This is a genomic window from Trichococcus sp. (assembly GCF_049589555.1).
In the GTDB taxonomy this organism is placed as follows: Bacteria; Bacillota; Bacilli; order Lactobacillales; family Aerococcaceae; genus Trichococcus.
The window spans coordinates 13,692-29,821 of the sequence record NZ_JBAWAZ010000042.1; the positions used below are offsets into that span (position 1 = coordinate 13,692).

Annotated in this window: 19 protein-coding genes; all 19 read right to left on the reverse strand. The window is 46.5% G+C overall.

Going from position 1 to position 16,130, the window contains the following annotated elements; genetic code table 11:
• Nucleotides 1-9: 9 nt before the first annotated feature.
• The 19 genes from mraY to WBV27_RS02195 all read right to left on the reverse strand — a co-directional run bounded on the left by mraY (nucleotide 10) and on the right by WBV27_RS02195 (nucleotide 15,591).
• Nucleotides 10-975 (reverse strand): phospho-N-acetylmuramoyl-pentapeptide-transferase, encoded by a 966-nt coding sequence (gene mraY / locus WBV27_RS02105; protein ID WP_424198989.1) that lies wholly within the window; start codon nucleotides 973-975, stop codon nucleotides 10-12.
• 69 nt (nucleotides 976-1,044) lie between these two features.
• Nucleotides 1,045-3,204 (reverse strand): penicillin-binding protein, encoded by a 2,160-nt coding sequence (locus WBV27_RS02110; RefSeq protein WP_424198991.1) that lies wholly within the window; start codon nucleotides 3,202-3,204, stop codon nucleotides 1,045-1,047.
• Nucleotides 3,201-3,581 (reverse strand): septum formation initiator family protein, encoded by a 381-nt coding sequence (locus tag WBV27_RS02115; protein ID WP_424198993.1) that lies wholly within the window; start codon nucleotides 3,579-3,581, stop codon nucleotides 3,201-3,203. Before WBV27_RS02115 ends, WBV27_RS02110 begins: the two co-directional genes overlap by 4 nt.
• 95 nt (nucleotides 3,582-3,676) lie before the next feature.
• Nucleotides 3,677-4,627, reverse strand: coding sequence for a 16S rRNA (cytosine(1402)-N(4))-methyltransferase RsmH (gene rsmH, locus WBV27_RS02120; protein WP_119093156.1), 951 nt, complete (start codon nucleotides 4,625-4,627; stop codon nucleotides 3,677-3,679).
• An 8-nt stretch (nucleotides 4,628-4,635) separates the two neighbouring features.
• Nucleotides 4,636-5,067 (reverse strand): division/cell wall cluster transcriptional repressor MraZ, encoded by a 432-nt coding sequence (mraZ, locus tag WBV27_RS02125; protein ID WP_086628340.1) that lies wholly within the window; start codon nucleotides 5,065-5,067, stop codon nucleotides 4,636-4,638.
• Nucleotides 5,068-5,323: 256 nt separating this feature from the next.
• The gene (locus tag WBV27_RS02130; RefSeq protein ID WP_424198996.1) at nucleotides 5,324-6,367 is read right to left on the reverse strand and encodes a glycosyltransferase; all 1,044 of its coding nucleotides are present in this window, start codon (nucleotides 6,365-6,367) and stop codon (nucleotides 5,324-5,326) included.
• Between the two features lie 33 nt (nucleotides 6,368-6,400).
• The gene (locus WBV27_RS02135; RefSeq protein WP_424198998.1) at nucleotides 6,401-6,778 is read right to left on the reverse strand and encodes a DUF3397 family protein; all 378 of its coding nucleotides are present in this window, start codon (nucleotides 6,776-6,778) and stop codon (nucleotides 6,401-6,403) included.
• A gap of 152 nt (nucleotides 6,779-6,930) precedes the next feature.
• Entirely contained in the window at nucleotides 6,931-7,110 is a 180-nt protein-coding gene (gene rpmF / locus WBV27_RS02140) for a 50S ribosomal protein L32 (protein WP_086628343.1), read from the reverse strand.
• 58 nt (nucleotides 7,111-7,168) lie between these two features.
• The gene (locus tag WBV27_RS02145) at nucleotides 7,169-7,726 is read right to left on the reverse strand and encodes a YceD family protein (protein ID WP_424199001.1); all 558 of its coding nucleotides are present in this window, start codon (nucleotides 7,724-7,726) and stop codon (nucleotides 7,169-7,171) included.
• 94 nt (nucleotides 7,727-7,820) lie between these two features.
• Entirely contained in the window at nucleotides 7,821-8,525 is a 705-nt protein-coding gene (locus WBV27_RS02150) for an aspartate/glutamate racemase family protein (RefSeq protein ID WP_424199003.1), read from the reverse strand.
• A 41-nt stretch (nucleotides 8,526-8,566) separates the two neighbouring features.
• Nucleotides 8,567-9,784 carry a carbamoyl phosphate synthase-like protein gene (locus WBV27_RS02155; RefSeq protein ID WP_424199005.1) on the reverse strand — a complete coding sequence of 406 codons (1,218 nt, stop codon included), beginning with the start codon at nucleotides 9,782-9,784 and terminating at the stop codon, nucleotides 8,567-8,569.
• A gap of 142 nt (nucleotides 9,785-9,926) precedes the next feature.
• Nucleotides 9,927-11,144: a nucleotidyltransferase gene (locus WBV27_RS02160; RefSeq protein WP_424199007.1), complete on the reverse strand. Its 1,218-nt coding sequence runs from the start codon at nucleotides 11,142-11,144 to the stop codon at nucleotides 9,927-9,929.
• Between the two features lie 55 nt (nucleotides 11,145-11,199).
• Complete coding sequence (locus tag WBV27_RS02165) at nucleotides 11,200-11,943, reverse strand: class I SAM-dependent DNA methyltransferase (protein ID WP_424199009.1); 744 nt, start codon at nucleotides 11,941-11,943, stop codon at nucleotides 11,200-11,202.
• Nucleotides 11,940-12,305, reverse strand: a complete 366-nt coding sequence (gene rsfS / locus WBV27_RS02170; protein WP_106450685.1) for a ribosome silencing factor — start codon at nucleotides 12,303-12,305, stop codon at nucleotides 11,940-11,942. The genes WBV27_RS02165 and rsfS overlap by 4 nt, the downstream gene beginning before the upstream one ends.
• Entirely contained in the window at nucleotides 12,305-12,919 is a 615-nt protein-coding gene (gene yqeK / locus WBV27_RS02175; protein WP_424199011.1) for a bis(5'-nucleosyl)-tetraphosphatase (symmetrical) YqeK, read from the reverse strand. Before yqeK ends, rsfS begins: the two co-directional genes overlap by 1 nt.
• Nucleotides 12,906-13,532 carry a nicotinate-nucleotide adenylyltransferase gene (locus tag WBV27_RS02180; protein ID WP_424199016.1) on the reverse strand — a complete coding sequence of 209 codons (627 nt, stop codon included), beginning with the start codon at nucleotides 13,530-13,532 and terminating at the stop codon, nucleotides 12,906-12,908. The genes yqeK and WBV27_RS02180 overlap by 14 nt, the downstream gene beginning before the upstream one ends.
• Nucleotides 13,533-13,609: 77 nt before the next feature.
• Entirely contained in the window at nucleotides 13,610-13,921 is a 312-nt protein-coding gene (gene yhbY, locus WBV27_RS02185; RefSeq protein ID WP_086628351.1) for a ribosome assembly RNA-binding protein YhbY, read from the reverse strand.
• A 22-nt stretch (nucleotides 13,922-13,943) separates the two neighbouring features.
• Nucleotides 13,944-15,071, reverse strand: coding sequence for a ribosome biogenesis GTPase YqeH (gene yqeH / locus WBV27_RS02190; protein WP_424199014.1), 1,128 nt, complete (start codon nucleotides 15,069-15,071; stop codon nucleotides 13,944-13,946).
• Nucleotides 15,064-15,591 (reverse strand): YqeG family HAD IIIA-type phosphatase, encoded by a 528-nt coding sequence (locus WBV27_RS02195; RefSeq protein WP_086628353.1) that lies wholly within the window; start codon nucleotides 15,589-15,591, stop codon nucleotides 15,064-15,066. The genes yqeH and WBV27_RS02195 overlap by 8 nt, the downstream gene beginning before the upstream one ends.
• Nucleotides 15,592-16,130 lie beyond the last annotated feature (539 nt).

Sequence of the window (16,130 nt, forward strand, 5' to 3'; positions counted from 1 at the left end):
TCCTTTCGCTTAGACAAGCAGCCACAAGGCTAAGATTGCAGAAACCAGACCGACAGCCCAGAAAGTCAGGACGACGCGCCATTCGCTCCACCCACTCATTTCAAAATGATGATGGATCGGAGACATCTTGAAGATGCGTTTGCCGCGCAATTTGAAGGACCCTACCTGCAGCATGACGCTGGCCGTTTCGATGACGAAAACAAGGCCGATCAGCAGCAAGGACCATTCCAGATGCAATGCCAACGAAACAACGGCGAGTCCTGCACCCAATGCCAACGAGCCGACGTCGCCCATAAAGATCTTAGCCGGCTTTTTATTGAAAAAGAAAAAACCGATCAGGCCTCCGACGATTGCGATACAGAACAGCAATACTTCCAAACGACCTTGACGGTACGCCAATATGCCGTAAGCAGTATAGGCGATGCCTGCCGTGCCGGCAACCAATCCGTCCAAGCCATCGGTCAGATTCACAGCATTCGAAAAACCTGTGATCCAGATGATCGTAAATACTGCGAACACCAACCAGTTGTGAACCTGTCCAAAGAAGGGGATCGTGATCAAAGGATCCGAACCCGACAAGAAGAACAATGCGACAAATACGAAAGACCCGACCAATTGCGAAATGAACTTTTGCTTGGAAGTCAGCCCTTCATTTTGTTTTTTGAATATTTTCAGGAAATCATCCAAAAATCCGATAGCTGCAAAAAACAATAGCACGAACAGCAACATAGCCAGTTTTACGGTGAGGACATCCTTCCAGATTGCTGTCCCGATAACGGTAAGGATCGCAGCGATGATGAAGACGACTCCGCCCATCGTCGGTGTGCCGCTTTTCACTTGATGCCATTTCGGGCCTTCTTCCCTAGTGATCTGTCCGAATTGTTTCACTTTAAAATAGCCGATGAAAATTGGCATCATGCTGATTGTAATGGCAAAGCTGATCGATAAAGGCAACAGCATTTCTGTCCAATGCATATGATTTCCTCCTAATAGGTGTTTTACATTTTTTTATTAATAGATTTTATGAGTGTTGCTTCTGGATGCTTACTCCAGAATGATCTTGACTTCCGTGGCAGCGTTCAGGATGGATCCTGTCTCCAGACTCTGGAAAACCACATAGCCTTCCCCTTCAAAAGTGAAGTTTATCCCTGCAATTTCTGATACTTTCAGGACATCGTCTTTTGACCAGCCGTAAACATCAGGCATCGTCATCGCACCTTCTGTCATGAGGATCGCCTTCTGGTTCGTGATCGTCTGTGTTCCCGCATATGGGTATTGTTGGACGATTCGGCTGCCGCTGCCGATGATTGCTGTATCATTATAGCCGAGAGCAGTCAGCGCCGCCAAAGCCTCATCCTTGGATAAAGTTGTCACTTCAGGCATCGAGGCCTGGTTGACGTCCCCGGTCACTTCCGTGTTCAGATTGTCATACTCGATTGCCCTTGTCATGAATGGATTGAATATTTCCGACAGATACTTGGAGCCATTCAGACTGTCCAGGTTTGCGGGCCGTTTCATTGTCAAATACAGTATGTAGCTGGGATCATCCGCCGGCGCGAATCCGACTACCGAGTAAAGATAATTGGAATAGCCAGTGTAATATCCGCCTGTTGTGGAATTGACCACTTCCGCCGTACCCGTTTTTGCAGCGATCTCTGTCCCTTCGATCTGGTACGCCTGACCGGATCCATTCTCATTGTAGACGACTTCTTTCAGGTAGGTCAGGACCGTCTGGGCGGTTTCCGCCGTGATCGGTGATCCTGCTTCTTTCGGCTCGATAACGGTGATTTCGCCCGTATTCGGATCTTCTGTGCGATCCAGATAGTTCAGTTTCATCATGGTGCCTTCATTTGCGATTGCCGTAAAAGCTTGCATCAATTGGAAAGGCGTAACGGTTACCCCTTGTCCGAATGCCGTGTTCGCCTTTTCCAGCGGATACGTATAGCTGTAATTCCCAGTTGCTTCATTTTCCAGTCCCGAATCGGTTGATTGGCCGATGCCGAAAGCTTTCATGTAGGACTCCCAAACGTCGTAACCCATCGTTTGCACCAGTTTCACGAAAGCCACGTTACTTGAGCGGGCCAATCCCTCAAGATAGGTTATATTGCCCCAACCATCCTTGTTGTAGTCACGGATGGTTCCCCCTTCCACTTCCACACTGCCGGAAGTGTATGTCGCAAACGGGCTGAATACTCCCTCGTTCACGGCTGCCGCCAAAGTCAAAATTTTGAAAGTGGAACCCGGTTCATAAGTATCCTCCACCAACAGATTCTGCCATTGCGCATCAATGCCATCTTTGGTCGTGGCGTTGAAGGTGGGCCGCTGGGAAGCAGCAAGGATCGCGCCGGTTTCCGGATCGACCAACATAGCTGTCATCGATTCCGGTTCGGCCTCTGCATACACTTGCGACATCAGACTTTCCAGATAAATCTGAAGGCGACTGTCGAGCGTCAGATAAAGATTGTCCCCTTCGACCGGCTCCTCTTCCTGAATCTGCGTTCCCGGAATCAGGTAACCGTTGGAATCCTCCTGATAGGTGACCTCACCATCACTGCCGTCCAGTTCATCATCGTACAGGGATTCTATCCCCATCATACCGACCAGTTTCTTTTCTTCGTTTGTGTCTGCTTCCTCTTCGCTGGCTGCACTTTGCGCAAAGCCGACAAGATGGGAAGCAAAAATCCCGTTCGGATAAAGTCTGGAAGGTGTTTCCTCAAACGTGATCCCCGGAAGTTCTTCCGCTTCAATGCTGGATTTGGTCGCATAATTCAGGTTTGTTCCTGCGCTTCCGAACTCGACCTGCTTCAAGTCCTCTTGATTCAGGATGGTCAGAATCTCTTCTTTGCTCATGCTGATGTATTGTGCCAAAGCTTCAGCTGTTTTTTCCTTGTCGACGATGTGATTCGGATTTTCTGTATCTTCACTCCATTCATCGGTCAAAACGGCCACCAACGAATAAGAAGTAGCATCCAAGGCAATGGGACTACCACCTATGTCATAGATGGTACCTCTTTTTGCGGCAAGGATACTACTTCTGGTATATAAGTTATTAACATGCTCGCTTAGATTCTCGCCATTTACCTTCTTGGTGATCATGATCATAGAAAAACGAAAAATAAATACAAGAAATAGTAAACCTGTCAAACCAACCATGATACGAGTCATTTTTTTTCGATTTTTTTGAGGATTAGCTGTTTTTTTCATCGCGTAACATTCCTAACGTTTGCTTCATTCATTTCCAGACCAAGTTCTTTTGCTATCTCGATGATGCGGTCGTATCTTGAAAGTTCTTGGACTTCCTGCTCCAAGTTTTGATTTTCTAAACCGATCGCAACGCTATCATTTTGTAAGTCCTGTAACGCTCTGTTTTGATTGGAGAGGGTCACTTGTGTAGCCAGTGATAACAGCAATACGACCAATGCACTGAACAGCGTGATGGTGATGGCAAATTTTTCAAGTTTTACATATTTATCTCTAACGACCTTGTAGCCTTTCGGTTCAGGCTGGCCTTTTTTAGGTTCTGCCAGTTTTTTCGGCAGCGTCGGTTCTGCTATCGCCGCCCTGTATTCAGGTAATGCCACTTAATCCTCTCCTCCCCCGCAATAAATTGTGCAACTCAGGCACAATTTATCGTTTCCGGCTGATGATCTTTAGTTACAGAGCTGTTGTGCTCCTGTTATATCTTGACTCTTTCGATGACACGCAATTTTGCACTTTGAGAACGCGAATTTTCACTTAATTCCGCCTCGTTGGGCATGATTGGCTTTCGGCTGATCAACTTGTAGTCCGCCTCATATTCCTCGGGAAGAATAGGCAACAGCGGCAAGGTGTCCTCTTTCGAACTGGCTTCTTTGAAAAGAACTTTAACGATCCGATCCTCCAAGGATTGGAAGGAAATGACGCTCATCCGCCCTCCTACGTTCAGCATCTTCAAGCCATCTTCTATCGAATCTTCAATAGCGGATAATTCATCGTTGACGGCGATACGCAAAGCTTGGAAAATGCGCTTAGCCGGGTGTCCGCCTTTTCTTCTGGCAGGTGCAGGGATGCAGTCCTTGATGATTTCGACCAGTTCGCCGGTCGTCTCGATCGGTTGGGTTTCCCTGATTTTTTCGATTTTGCGGGCAATCTGTTTTGAGAATTTTTCCTCGCCATAACGATAAAAAATCTTCACTAATTCACCAAAAGGCCACTCATTCACAATAACGCGGGCCGTCAATTCCTGTTCTTGGTCCATGCGCATGTCGAGTGGTGCATCATAGCGGTAACTGAACCCTCGTTCTGCTTGGTCCAATTGTGGGGAAGACACTCCCAAATCGTACAGGATGCCGTCTACGCCAAATACATCACGGTCTTCCAGTTCTTCTTTGATATTCCGAAAATTAGCCTTGATGAGTGTCACCATGCCTTTTTCGATATAAGTCGCCAACGTTGCCTCAGCATTTTCGATAGCGATACGGTCTTGGTCAAAGGCATATAGATGCCCATTTTCATTTAATTTTGATAAAATCACGCTGCTGTGTCCGGCACCACCTAAAGTGCAATCGACATAGATGCCATCTGGTTTGATGTTCAAACCATCGATGGACTCTTTTAACAACACGCTATAATGTTCAAATTTTTCCATTTTTACACCTACAATCCAAAGTCGATCATCGTTTCGGCAATATCTTCGAAGTTTTCGGCAGCCTCATCAGCAAATTCTTCCCACTTCTCGTTGCTCCATATTTCAATACGGTCGGCTACTCCGACAATACGACATTCTTTTTCAATTTTCGCATAATCCAATAATGTTTGAGGGATGTTGATGCGCCCTTGTTTATCCAATTCGGCTTCCATAGCGGCTGAATAGAAGAAACGGGTAAAAGCACGCGCATCTTTTTTGGCAAGGGGCAGCTGTTTCAATTTCTCTTGGAGCAGCTCCCATTGGCTTAACGGATAGCCGAACAAACAGCCGTCCAATCCACGGGTGATGATGAACGTTTCGCCTAATTCCTCACGGAATTTTGCGGGCATGATCAATCTGCCTTTAGCATCTATATTGTGTTTGAATTCGCCCATCAACATAAAGACACTCGCCCCCACCTTCAAATATGTTTTCAGTCTACCACATCCCCCCACTTTCTACCACATTTTCCCGAACAATTCATAAAAAAAACAAATTGATTTCGACAAACAATCGAAATCAATTTGTTTTCAGTTATCATCTATCTTTTTGCCCGGCGCAAGGATAGGACATCACAAGCGTCACGCAGATAAAGCTTGCTTAGGACCAGTCGTTTTCGACAAATTTCTCGAAAGTGGGGATTTCTCCCACAAAAAATCATTTTGTTTGCGGGACCGAGATTTGGCTTTTGTCGGACTTATGCAACTGGATGGCAGTTTCGTAAGCACTCCTCAATTCCGAACCGATGTAGCTGAGGTCCTTCTGGCGTATGCGATCCTGGCCGGCAGCCTTCAAAGAAGGCAGGTCACCTTCCAGAATGCCGCTGATCAACCTTCGGAAATCGTCATTCGTTTTGCCTTTGTAGACGTGCTTGCCATCGACCAGATCATCTTCATAGATCGGTATATCCCGGATAAGGATCTCCTGTCCCATGGCAAGAGCCTCCAGAAGGACGATTCCTTCCGTTTCTTCGTAGGTTGGGAAGAAAAACAAATCAGCACCGCAGTATGCATTCCGTAGCTCATCAGGAGCCACATAACCGGCAAATTGCAGATTGGGCAATTTTGTCTCCACCGCTTCACGGATTTCCCGCGGAACTTGATGGAGGTTCAAGTACCCGAACCAGATGAACTGGTAAGCAGGCATCGCTTTGGCTAAGGCGACAAAATCAAGGATCCCTTTCCGTTTGATGTAAAGCCCGACAGACATGACGACCTTGTCTGTTGCTTTATATCCATATTTCTGGCGGAAGGACGCACCCATTTCCGCAGTCGCTTGGTAAAACGACAAATCGATTCCGTTCGAAATCGGTATGATCGGTTGTTGCAGCCCCGCCTGCTGCAGCAATTGTTTGGAATAAGGGGTCGGCGTCAAGACCACATCCCCGTGGCTGTAGCAGTGCAGAATCCACTTGCTGAAAAGCGGTGCAGCCGCGTTGGAGAAGATAAAAGAATTCTGGAAATCCTCCTTTGTGGAGTGGGCATGATAAACGATTGGTTTCCCCTGCTTTTTGACTTTATGCAGCAGACGATAAGATTGCCCGAAGTAGGTATTGATGTGCATCAGATCAAAATCATCTCTGTAATCTGTCGTAAAAGATATCCCTTCCAGAGTGAGAGCTTTTTTCTGGTGCTCGATGGCTCTGCCTAAACCGGATTTCCCGATGTATTTCATGCCTTCAGAGTACAATAATACTTTCATGTTTTCGTGCCACCTCATTCTTCAATTTTCGGACTATCCTCTTACAAGGAAATAAATGCGCAACAGCACCAACAGATAATAAAAAAGCAGTGCCATCAAAAACAGTATTTTTATGAAATAACGATAGAACTGCTTCGGCCGATGGATCTTTTTGCGTTTGTCAAAATACAACGTCTGCAGCAGACCGACGACGCAAGCCGCCAGCAGAAAGTGCGGCAACAGCGAATAAGTCAAACTGTAGACACTCAGCAGATGGATGCCTACGAACAAAAACGGCAACACGACGTCCGCAACCGTCAATTGGATAATTTGTTTATACCTGAGATACGGCCTAAAAAATTTATTGATCAGAATGATTTCTAAAATCGGAAAAACATACAACAGAATTTCAAAATAGTGGAAGTTTTGCATCCCAACGCTCCTTAACAAAAATATGGCGTATATGCCCGCATACATACATTTTACATCATTCCGGAAAATTATGCCTCCTTGAAAAATGAGAACAAAAAAAAGCCAGCAGAAAATTCATTCTGCTGACTGGAATTGCGGATGGCATTTCAGGATTAGCTTTGTTTTTCGATAACTACTTCTCCGTCATAGTGACCGCATGATGCACAAACGTGGTGGCTCTTTTTCAATTCGCCACAGTTAGGGCATGCGTTCAAGCCTGGAATTGATAACTTGAAGTGCGTACGTCTTTTTGCTTTTCTTGCTTTAGATGTTCTTCTTTTAGGTACTGCCATTTCCTTACACCTCCCTGTACTAATCGCTGTATTTAGTTAAAAATCAGCGTCAAAAATTTCACTCTGTTTTTTCTTCGTCTTCTAACAGGGCCTTCAGACCAGCTAATCGCGGATCGATCTGGTCGGTTTTTTCTTCTTGTCTCTTTCTTGCGAAAGATTCTTCGGAAACAACTTCCCATTCAGCGCCACTAGGCATGTCCTCGGACTCCATCTCTTCCGGCGTGAACACTTGTAGAGGCAGATTAAGCAGAATGTTGTCCTCGATAGCGGAGACCAGATTCACTTCATCACCTTCAAGCGGCAACACGACTTCCGCAGGATTGTCCTGCTCGAGGTAGAGCGATTCACTCTCAGTGTACACTTCTTCGATTGCTAATTGCAAGGGTACCTCAACTAATTCCAACGACCTTGACGAAGGCAGGGTAATCGTTAAATCGATTCGGAAATTGGCAAGCACAGAATGATTTTCGTATAATAAGAAACCTTCCGCCTTAATCGGCGACACTGCTTTGATTTCATTATTTCTTTGCATCAATGAACTTTCCCGGTCTATCATCCGAGAGAAATAGTACGGTTCACCACGATGTTCTTGTAATTCTTTTAATGGCCACTTCATTTCCATCACCCCTAAAATAACAAATTGAATTATACTAGTGAAAAAAAACTTTGTCAATGTATTTTCCTTTACATCAAAAAAGGAAAACGTTTTTTTACGCTTTTAATTCTTTGGCCAACGCGATTGTTTTGTCCAAAAGCACCTTTTCCGCGTCGACGATCGGATAGCGTTGTTCTTCATCTTCACTGTTCATCAAGGAAACTTCCGTGCAACCCAACAGCACAATGTCCGCACCGCAATTTTTGAAATCTTCCAAAATTTCGTAATACAAAGGGAAAAATAAATGAGATCTCTCTTTGATGTAATAATAAATCATTTTATTGATCTTGTCTTGTAATTCTCTGTCCGGCAATACCACTTGGTAGCCTTTCTCAATAAGCCGATTTTCATAGATGCGGCTCTGATGCGTTCCCTCTGTGGCAAATAATCCGACTTTTTTTGCGCCCTCGTAGTGTTCCGCAATATAGTCGACCGTAAGATCGATCATATTCAGAATCGGAATATCCGTTTCCTTTTGAATATCATCGAAGAAATAATGGATAGTATTGCAGGGCATGATGATGAATTCCGGCTGAAGAAGATTCAACATATGAACATCTTCTATCACTGCTTCCACTGGATTCGGTTTGGTCGGATCCAAAATATATTCCGTACGATCGGGAATATCAGCGTGATTCATCAGAATGTAATTGAAATAATCCTGGTCGTTTTCGGGGAAATGACGCTTGTTCATTTCAACGAGAAAGTTGGTCGTCGCCAGCGTTCCCATTCCTCCAAGAATACCAAAAAATTTTTTCATACTTTCTCATCCCTCGTTTCCCGTTTGTTTCTTGATTCAGCTCATTCCTCTGGCGGATGCTCTCTGAATTTTTTGTAATAATTGAATTTGGAAGCCAGCACATAGAATTTTCTCTTCGGGCTGACTTCAAAAGGCGCATCCAAAGGGTGCACTACTTTCCCATCTTTGTACAGCTCTTTTACTTTTTTCCGCAATACATCGGACTTGACATACTTCAGCAAAAGGTTCTTTGGTGTCATGGTGAACAAGGCTTCATTCGTGTTGATCGTGATACCAATTTTTTTCTTGGCAATATAATCTTCAACATAGTATTTCGCAACATTATTCCCGCTGGCGGTGACATAATAGTTGCTGACGCCCAGACGCCCGTTCAATTCAAAGAAAACATAGTCATCTTTGCGCTCATCGTACTTCACGTCAAAATTGGAGAAACCATAAAACTCGGTTTCCGCAATCAGTTTTTGAACGGAAGCAACAATCTTCTGCTCTTCCCTTGCCCAAATCGTCAGGTGGTTTCCGATGGCGGATGGCGTATGGTCTTCCAAGAGGATATGGCCGAACGCAATCAGCTTGATTTCCTTGTCTCTAGGCGATGTGTAGACCGTCACGACACCAAGATAGGTGTCATCGCCGGGCACGTACTCCTGCAGGATCAGGTTGTCTGTGTAGCCGTTTTCGCGCACTAAATGATAGATGCGTTCAAGATCTTTTTCATCGCGTCCGATGAAGACTTTTTCCTGGCCTTCAAAATGCAGGCCTTGGTACAGGATGGCGTTCGATGGCTTGATGATGATCGGAAATTCAAACGGCAAGTCCAGTGAAAGTTCATCCATGACTACAGTCTTCGGATAAGGAACACCTGCTTTTTCACAGATGGCGTAAAAACTTTCCTTATTGGTCGCCCGCAGGAATACATCTTCATCCACATACGGAATGATCCAATCATCACTGAAGCGGTCCTTCGTTCGGATCAACAGTTCTGCATAGCGATCGTCTGCCCCGAAGATGATTTTTTTCATATTCGGATAGTCACGGCCGATTTGTTGGATGGTCTCAAAAAAATGATCCAGGTCATCGATTCCCGGTTGGATGTAATGCTTGATGATACGGGAATTGCCGATAGGGCCTATGATCATCGGGCTGATGAGATTCGTTTTAACTTGGTACGCTTCATAGAAAGCTCTCGCCAAACTATAGGCTCCTCTGTTTCCCCCTACGATTACGGGAACGAAACTGACGGAGTTGGCTTCTTCGCTCATTTGATTGTCCTCCTTAGTGCCTAAAACCGAACATTAACGGTTCTAGCATCTATTAACCTATCCATTATATTTGTTTGGTTGTAGTCAGTCAAACGCTTCTTGCGATTTTTCATTAAAGTTTTCATTAATTTTCTTAAAAAAATTAGACCGGATTCCTCGGCTCGTTGCGGATGTAAATGGGCGACCGGGTGAAATTCTGCTCCTCCAAAACCGGAAGGCCCCCCAAACGATAGATGCGGTCGCTCCTGATTTCCAGTTGCAAGTCTGCTGTATGTGGCTCACGCAATTTCGTGACGATCGGAGTATCCGTGTTTTTTTTCAAGCTGTTCAGATAGCGTCTTCCGGCCTCCGTAAATCCGAGCAACCGGATAGTGTCCGCTTTTTCCTGGAAAGAATCCGCTTCGTCCTTGGTGATCCCCAACAAAATATAGCAACAGATCCGCTGCAGCCGGGCCCACGTCCAGCGCTTGTTCTTCATGCGCCGAATGAAAGCCATAAAATCAGCTGCATCCTCGGCCTCCTTTTTCAGCCTGTATTCGATTCCTTCTTCAACCTGATAGATGTTCCGGAGTTCCGTATGCGAAAGCAGCATGAGCTGATATTGCAGCATCACCCAGTAAGGGGCCCAATCAAGCAGAGGACGCCTCTCCAGCGCCTCTAACGTCTCTTGCGGCACAAACCTGCCCATGTCCTTCCTTTCGGTTTCTTTTCCGTGGTGGAGTGACCATTCGCGAATGGCGGTCCCACTTGCAAATTCGTGTCCGAAAGCATCACTGTCATTGTGTCCGGCACCGCGCCTAAGCACAATGGCCGTTTCCATCGGTTCGGGGAATTGTTCATTTTCTTTGACATACGCCAATCCGAGCTGATTATTGGGCGTTGAAAAGGAAATAGCAGAACCTTGTGGGCGCAAGACGTCGGCAATGGCCGATTCCAGTTGCGCAGCATAGGTTCTGCCATCATTTCGGTAAGCCTGAAAAATCCGATCGATTTCCGATTCGTGTTCGCGCAAGAAGCGGCTGTGCGAAATGAAATCTTCTGCTGTTCCTTCTTCAGCCCCGAATGCAAAGGCATCGCACTGCATCGCCTGCAACAAGCGGATGCCTGTTTTTGCGAACAGATCAGCGGCTTGCACACTTCCCAATACGGGCATCTCCACGACAATATCCGCGCCGTTCCGCAATGCGATTTCCGCACGCGTCCATTTATCCAACAAAGCTGGCGCGCCCCTTTGGACAAAATTGCCGCTCATTGCGACAACCATGACATCGCTCTTGGTCATCCGTCTGGCTTCCGACAGTTGATAGCGGTGACCATTGTGGAAAGGATTATATTCTGCGATTACACCACAAGCTTTCATCGAAGCGCCCCCTTTGGTTTCATTTATGGTTGCCCAGTTTTTTGCCTTGGTTTGCTTAAGCTTTTTTGCAGGCAAAAAACCAGCGCGGACTGTCAGCGTGCACGTCAGCTTCACCGAATTCGGCTGTAGCTGTCACATCGTTGAAGCCGGATTCTTCAAGGATCCGTTTATAGACTTCCAGCGGATACGTGCGTTCGCGATGGTATTCCGAATGGCGCTCGAACAATTCCGGATTACTCTGGGATCCCACGAAGAAAGTCAAATCATGCTCGACGCTGTTCGGAGCATCGCCGGCAAAACTTTCCCAGAGAAAGGCTCCCGCTTCATCCTGATAGATGTATTGATATCCCGGAAAGACGTTATTGACTTGATGCATCGAGTGGACGTCGAACAAAAAAACACCATCAGGAGCGAGATTCCGCATGACGCTTTGAAAGACTTCCGCCACTTCAGCTTCATCAGTCATGTAGCAAAGCGAATCAGAGAAGCATGTCACGACGTCAAAATCCCCCATTGGCTCCAAGGAACGCATGTCCCCCACTGCCAACGAAAGCGTAACGCCTTCTTCTTGCATCCGATTGTATGCAAGCGAAAGCATTTCATCGGAGAGATCTACCCCTGTTACCCGATGGCCTTTTTTCGCCAATTCTACTGCAATCTTCCCTGTCCCGCATGCCAATTCCATGATGTCCAGACCGGATTTCCCGGCTGTATACTTTTCAACATAAAGAAGCCAGCTGTCGTAGACAGACTGGTCCATTATTTCATCATAGTAATGGGCAAAGATGTCGTAACTCATTGCTCAGTGACCATCCCCGAGATGTCGACCATAGGCGCATCACTCCATAATTTTTCGATGTTGTAATAGCCGCGTTCCTCATGGTTGAATACATGCACGATGACGTCGTTCAAATCGATCAATGTCCATTTGCCTGAATCTTTGCCTTCAACATTTTTGACTTCGCCTTTGTTTTTGTGCACGTTCTCCACGATCGCTTCCACGATTGCAGCGACTTGCTTTTCATTACGGCCGTTCATGACGACAAAGTAATCACCGATCGATGTCAAACCGCGTACATCCAATGCCATGATATCCTGAGCCAATTTGTCATCTGCTGCTTTAACCACTAATTCCAATAATTCTTCACTTGTTAATTTCATTATGATTTCCCCACTTTTCTTTGGATCCAGCTGTTGTAGACATAGATTGTGCCGGGATAAATCGGCAATTCTTTCTTCACCAGGTGGATGATTGTTTTTTCTATTTTAAAATAAGCTGCCTCATCCAGGCTGATTTCCGCCAGTCTTCTGGCTTCATCAACGCCCTTGAATGTGCGTCCTGATTCGATGTAATCGGCGATGAAAAGGACTTTCCCGATCAGGGTCATCGTCTCGCCACCGATTGTATGCTGGCGGATCGCGCCAAGGATAGCCTCGTCCGTGATTCCGAATAGCGTTTCGGCATAATAAGCGCCGACAGGTCCATGCATGATTTCGCTGCCGTAACCGGTCATTTCGCTGTCCATCCCTTCGGACAGGACGATTGCCTTCATGCTTTGCGCGTCATGCTCTTTGGCAAAGTCGTGCAGCAGAGCGGCCAACGAGCAGGCTTCCACAGCTGCGCCGTATTTTTCCGCCAATTGGATGGAACAGGCTTCAACCCGCAGCACATGCTGAAAGCGCGATGGCTTCATCTGTTTTTCCACTTCCGCCAAAATGGCTTCCCGCGTCCAATCCGTATAGATCCCTGTGTATGCAAGCTCAGTCTTCGTCATCGAGATAGAGTCCTTCTTTCAAAATGTAATCTTTGACGTCCTCTTTCACCAAATAACGGATCGAGCGGCCGGTTTTGACCATCTTGCGGATTTCCGTCGAACTGATGTCGATCAACGGCGCATCGACCCAGATGATCGGATAGATGCTTTCCCTTCCGTATCCTGGCCTGGCGACGCCGACGAACTGCACAAGTTGCACCAATTCATCGATGCGTTCCCACTTCGGCAAGTATTCCACCATGTCCCCACCGATGATGAAATAATAATCGGTGTCCGGATGCATGGCAGTCAATAATTTCATCGTATCGATCGTGAAGCTCTTACCGCCCCGCTCCAACTCGATCGTTTCGATATCGAACAGCGGATTGCCCGAAATCGACAACCGCACCATCGACTCGCGATGCTTCGCCGGAATCGATTCTTTTTCGTCGACATGAGGGGGCTCGGCATCGGGCATGAAATAAATCTTATCCAAGCCGAGTTGTTCCCCAACCTGCTGCGCGACGATCAGATGGCCTAAATGGGGCGGACTGAAGGTCCCTCCCATAATGCCGATGCGTTTCCGGTCCTGAAAAGCGATCTGTGTCTCGACCTCGGTTTCTTCGATGATCATATAATCCGTTTGTCCGATCAAATTTAAAGTTGTGATCAATTTTTTCTCACCTCAATAAAATATGGATTGGCCTGCCTTTAGATTTTTTCAACGACAGTCGAATAACGACGATTTTTCTCTTTGGTTGATGGTTTGAACAACACAAGCGTGCGTCCGATCTGTTGGACGACTTTCGCTTGCAGTTTTTCTTCGATCACTGCAGCGACATCTTCCGTTTCCTCATCCGTGTTCTGCAGAAGAGCGATCTTCAGCAATTCCCTTTTCTCCAATGCTTCCCCGATTTGGTAAAGCATCTCTTCGTTCAATCCACCTTTACCCACTTGGAAGAGTGGATTCATATGGTGCGCTTCTTTTTTCAAATATTGTTTTTGTTTGCCTCTTAATTCCATTTGACACCTCAGTCTTTTATTATTAAATGATCGGTTTGCGCATTACAGCGTCCACGCCTTGCGGGACCCATGCTGCGACTTTACCTGGTTTGCGGACAGTAATCCATCCCAATCCGGAAAATACGATATCGGACGGTACTTTGACATTGAATTCACGTCTGACCAACGGCGGGAAATTTTCCGCGTCTTCCGCAGACGGCGGCTGAAGAAGGGTCCCCAGATGTTTTGCATAGAATTCATCCGCTTTTTCCAATTTGGTGCGGTGGATTTTCAAGTCATTCGAGAAATAGCAAGTGAAGGATGATTTTTCCCCACTGATGAAATCAAAGCGCGATGCGCCGCCCAAGAACAGCGTCTGCTCCGGGTTCAATTGATAAGTGATCGGTTTGATTTCGTGTTGCGGCGCTACGAGCTTCAATTCTTTCGGGCTCAGCACATGCGCCATTTGATGATGATGGATGATTCCTGGCGTATCGATGAGGAAATGTCCATCGTCCAAAGGAATACGGATCTGATCCAACGTTGTGCCAGGGAATTGGGAAGTCGTGATGACATCTTCCTTGTTGCCTGTAGCCGCACGGATGATCTGGTTCATGACAGTGGATTTACCTACGTTCGTAACGCCCACGACATAAACATCTCTGCCATCCCGGTGTTCTTCGATGGTTTCCAACAGATCATCGATGGACGTCGCTTTCTTGCCGCTTACCAGCACGACATCAACCGGACGCAAGCCTACTGACTGCACCTGTTCCGTCAACCATTGCTTCACTCGGGACAGTTTGACCGACTTCGGCAAAACATCCACTTTATTTCCGACAACCAACACTTTGTTTTTGCCCGCAAAGCGATGCAAGCCGGGGATCATGCTGCCGTATACATCAAACAGATCGATGACGTTGACGATCAAGGCATCTTCCATCGAGATGGTGTTCAGCATAGCCAAAAACTCATCATCCGTGACGGACACTTTTTCCATCTGATTGTAGTGGCGCAATCTGAAACAGCGTTGGCAGTATAATTGCCCGGAATCCAATCCCTTTTGCAGAGCGGCCGCCGGGGTATACCCTCGTTCGGTCGGATCATCGGTCTGGATTTTCGCCCCACAGCCGATGCAATAGAGATCTTCTGTTAATTCTTCTTTAGTCAAGTGATTTCCTCCATATCATTCCTGGATCATTTTTCAACAAACGTTTCAGCAGTTTTCTTTCAAAGAATCGGTTTATGCGCGTATTCCATCCGTCCGAATTGATGATCGGCATTACCCACACACTCTTGACTCCCGCTCGATTTGCACCAAAAACATCCGTAAGCAATTGGTCCCCAACCATCAGGCACTGGTCCAACGGAAGCTGCAGCTGTTCAGCTGCCTTGATGTACCCACGGCGGGAAGGCTTCATGGACCTTGGCACATAAGTCAATTGCAGTTTATCCGCGATTATCTTGATGCGCTTATCGCTGTTGTTGGAAATGATGACGACAGGTATCGCATTTTCTTTCATCAAAGCGATCCAATCCTTCAATTCCTGTGTCCCTTCCGGATTATTCCAGGCGATCAAGGTATTGTCCAGATCGGTCAGTACACCTTTGATGTTGTTCTTTTCAAGTTGTTCCGGAGTGATGTGATAGATGGACTCCACCATCCATGTCGGTTTGAATTTATTTAACATAATGTCTCCTCATCAAAAAAATAAGAGGACGGGAAAAAGCAACAACGTCACTTTTCAAGCAGAACCCGAGAGAACTCCCCCAAGTCGCGCCCCAAAACCGAAAAACTGCACGGCACACAATCCGAAAAAAAACATCCTGTACCCCGCAAAAAAGTTTTGACCCAGCCTCACTACTATCCAATTGTATATTATAACCCCATTCCAGTAACATTATAAAGCATAAACCAAAAAATACAAGAGCGCGATGGCCTGCGCCAGGGGATGAGCATTAAGAGGACAAGCGCAAAGTGGCCTTTTTTGGCCATGTGCGCTTGTCAGCTTAAGCGGAATCCCCTGCAGGCCAGAGCGCGTCTAGGATGAGCGCGATGATTCGCTCTCAGACATCAGGACGCTTGCGCTCGGGCCTGGAAATATGGATAACTTTCCGTTATTCATCTTTTCTGCTCGCTTTCGCCCCTAAGCTTGCGGGCGCTCCCCCCAAAAAAACAAAAAACCCGAGGATTTCTCCTCGGGCCCACTATCATTTGATTACTTGCACG

Coding starts and splice junctions, on each gene's coding strand:
- mraY (WP_424198989.1), bottom strand. CDS start 975: ATGCATTGGACAGAAATGCTGTTGCCTTTATCGATCAGCTTTGCCATT.
- WBV27_RS02110 (WP_424198991.1), bottom strand. CDS start 3,204: ATGAAAAAAACAGCTAATCCTCAAAAAAATCGAAAAAAAATGACTCGT.
- rsmH (WP_119093156.1), bottom strand. CDS start 4,627: ATGGAAAAATTTGAACATTATAGCGTGTTGTTAAAAGAGTCCATCGAT.
- mraZ (WP_086628340.1), bottom strand. CDS start 5,067: ATGTTGATGGGCGAATTCAAACACAATATAGATGCTAAAGGCAGATTG.
- WBV27_RS02130 (WP_424198996.1), bottom strand. CDS start 6,367: ATGAAAGTATTATTGTACTCTGAAGGCATGAAATACATCGGGAAATCC.
- WBV27_RS02135 (WP_424198998.1), bottom strand. CDS start 6,778: ATGCAAAACTTCCACTATTTTGAAATTCTGTTGTATGTTTTTCCGATT.
- rpmF (WP_086628343.1), bottom strand. CDS start 7,110: ATGGCAGTACCTAAAAGAAGAACATCTAAAGCAAGAAAAGCAAAAAGA.
- WBV27_RS02145 (WP_424199001.1), bottom strand. CDS start 7,726: ATGAAGTGGCCATTAAAAGAATTACAAGAACATCGTGGTGAACCGTAC.
- WBV27_RS02150 (WP_424199003.1), bottom strand. CDS start 8,525: ATGAAAAAATTTTTTGGTATTCTTGGAGGAATGGGAACGCTGGCGACG.
- WBV27_RS02155 (WP_424199005.1), bottom strand. CDS start 9,784: ATGAGCGAAGAAGCCAACTCCGTCAGTTTCGTTCCCGTAATCGTAGGG.
- WBV27_RS02160 (WP_424199007.1), bottom strand. CDS start 11,144: ATGAAAGCTTGTGGTGTAATCGCAGAATATAATCCTTTCCACAATGGT.
- WBV27_RS02165 (WP_424199009.1), bottom strand. CDS start 11,943: ATGAGTTACGACATCTTTGCCCATTACTATGATGAAATAATGGACCAG.
- rsfS (WP_106450685.1), bottom strand. CDS start 12,305: ATGAAATTAACAAGTGAAGAATTATTGGAATTAGTGGTTAAAGCAGCA.
- yqeK (WP_424199011.1), bottom strand. CDS start 12,919: ATGACGAAGACTGAGCTTGCATACACAGGGATCTATACGGATTGGACG.
- WBV27_RS02180 (WP_424199016.1), bottom strand. CDS start 13,532: ATGATCATCGAAGAAACCGAGGTCGAGACACAGATCGCTTTTCAGGAC.
- yhbY (WP_086628351.1), bottom strand. CDS start 13,921: ATGGAATTAAGAGGCAAACAAAAACAATATTTGAAAAAAGAAGCGCAC.
- WBV27_RS02195 (WP_086628353.1), bottom strand. CDS start 15,591: ATGTTAAATAAATTCAAACCGACATGGATGGTGGAGTCCATCTATCAC.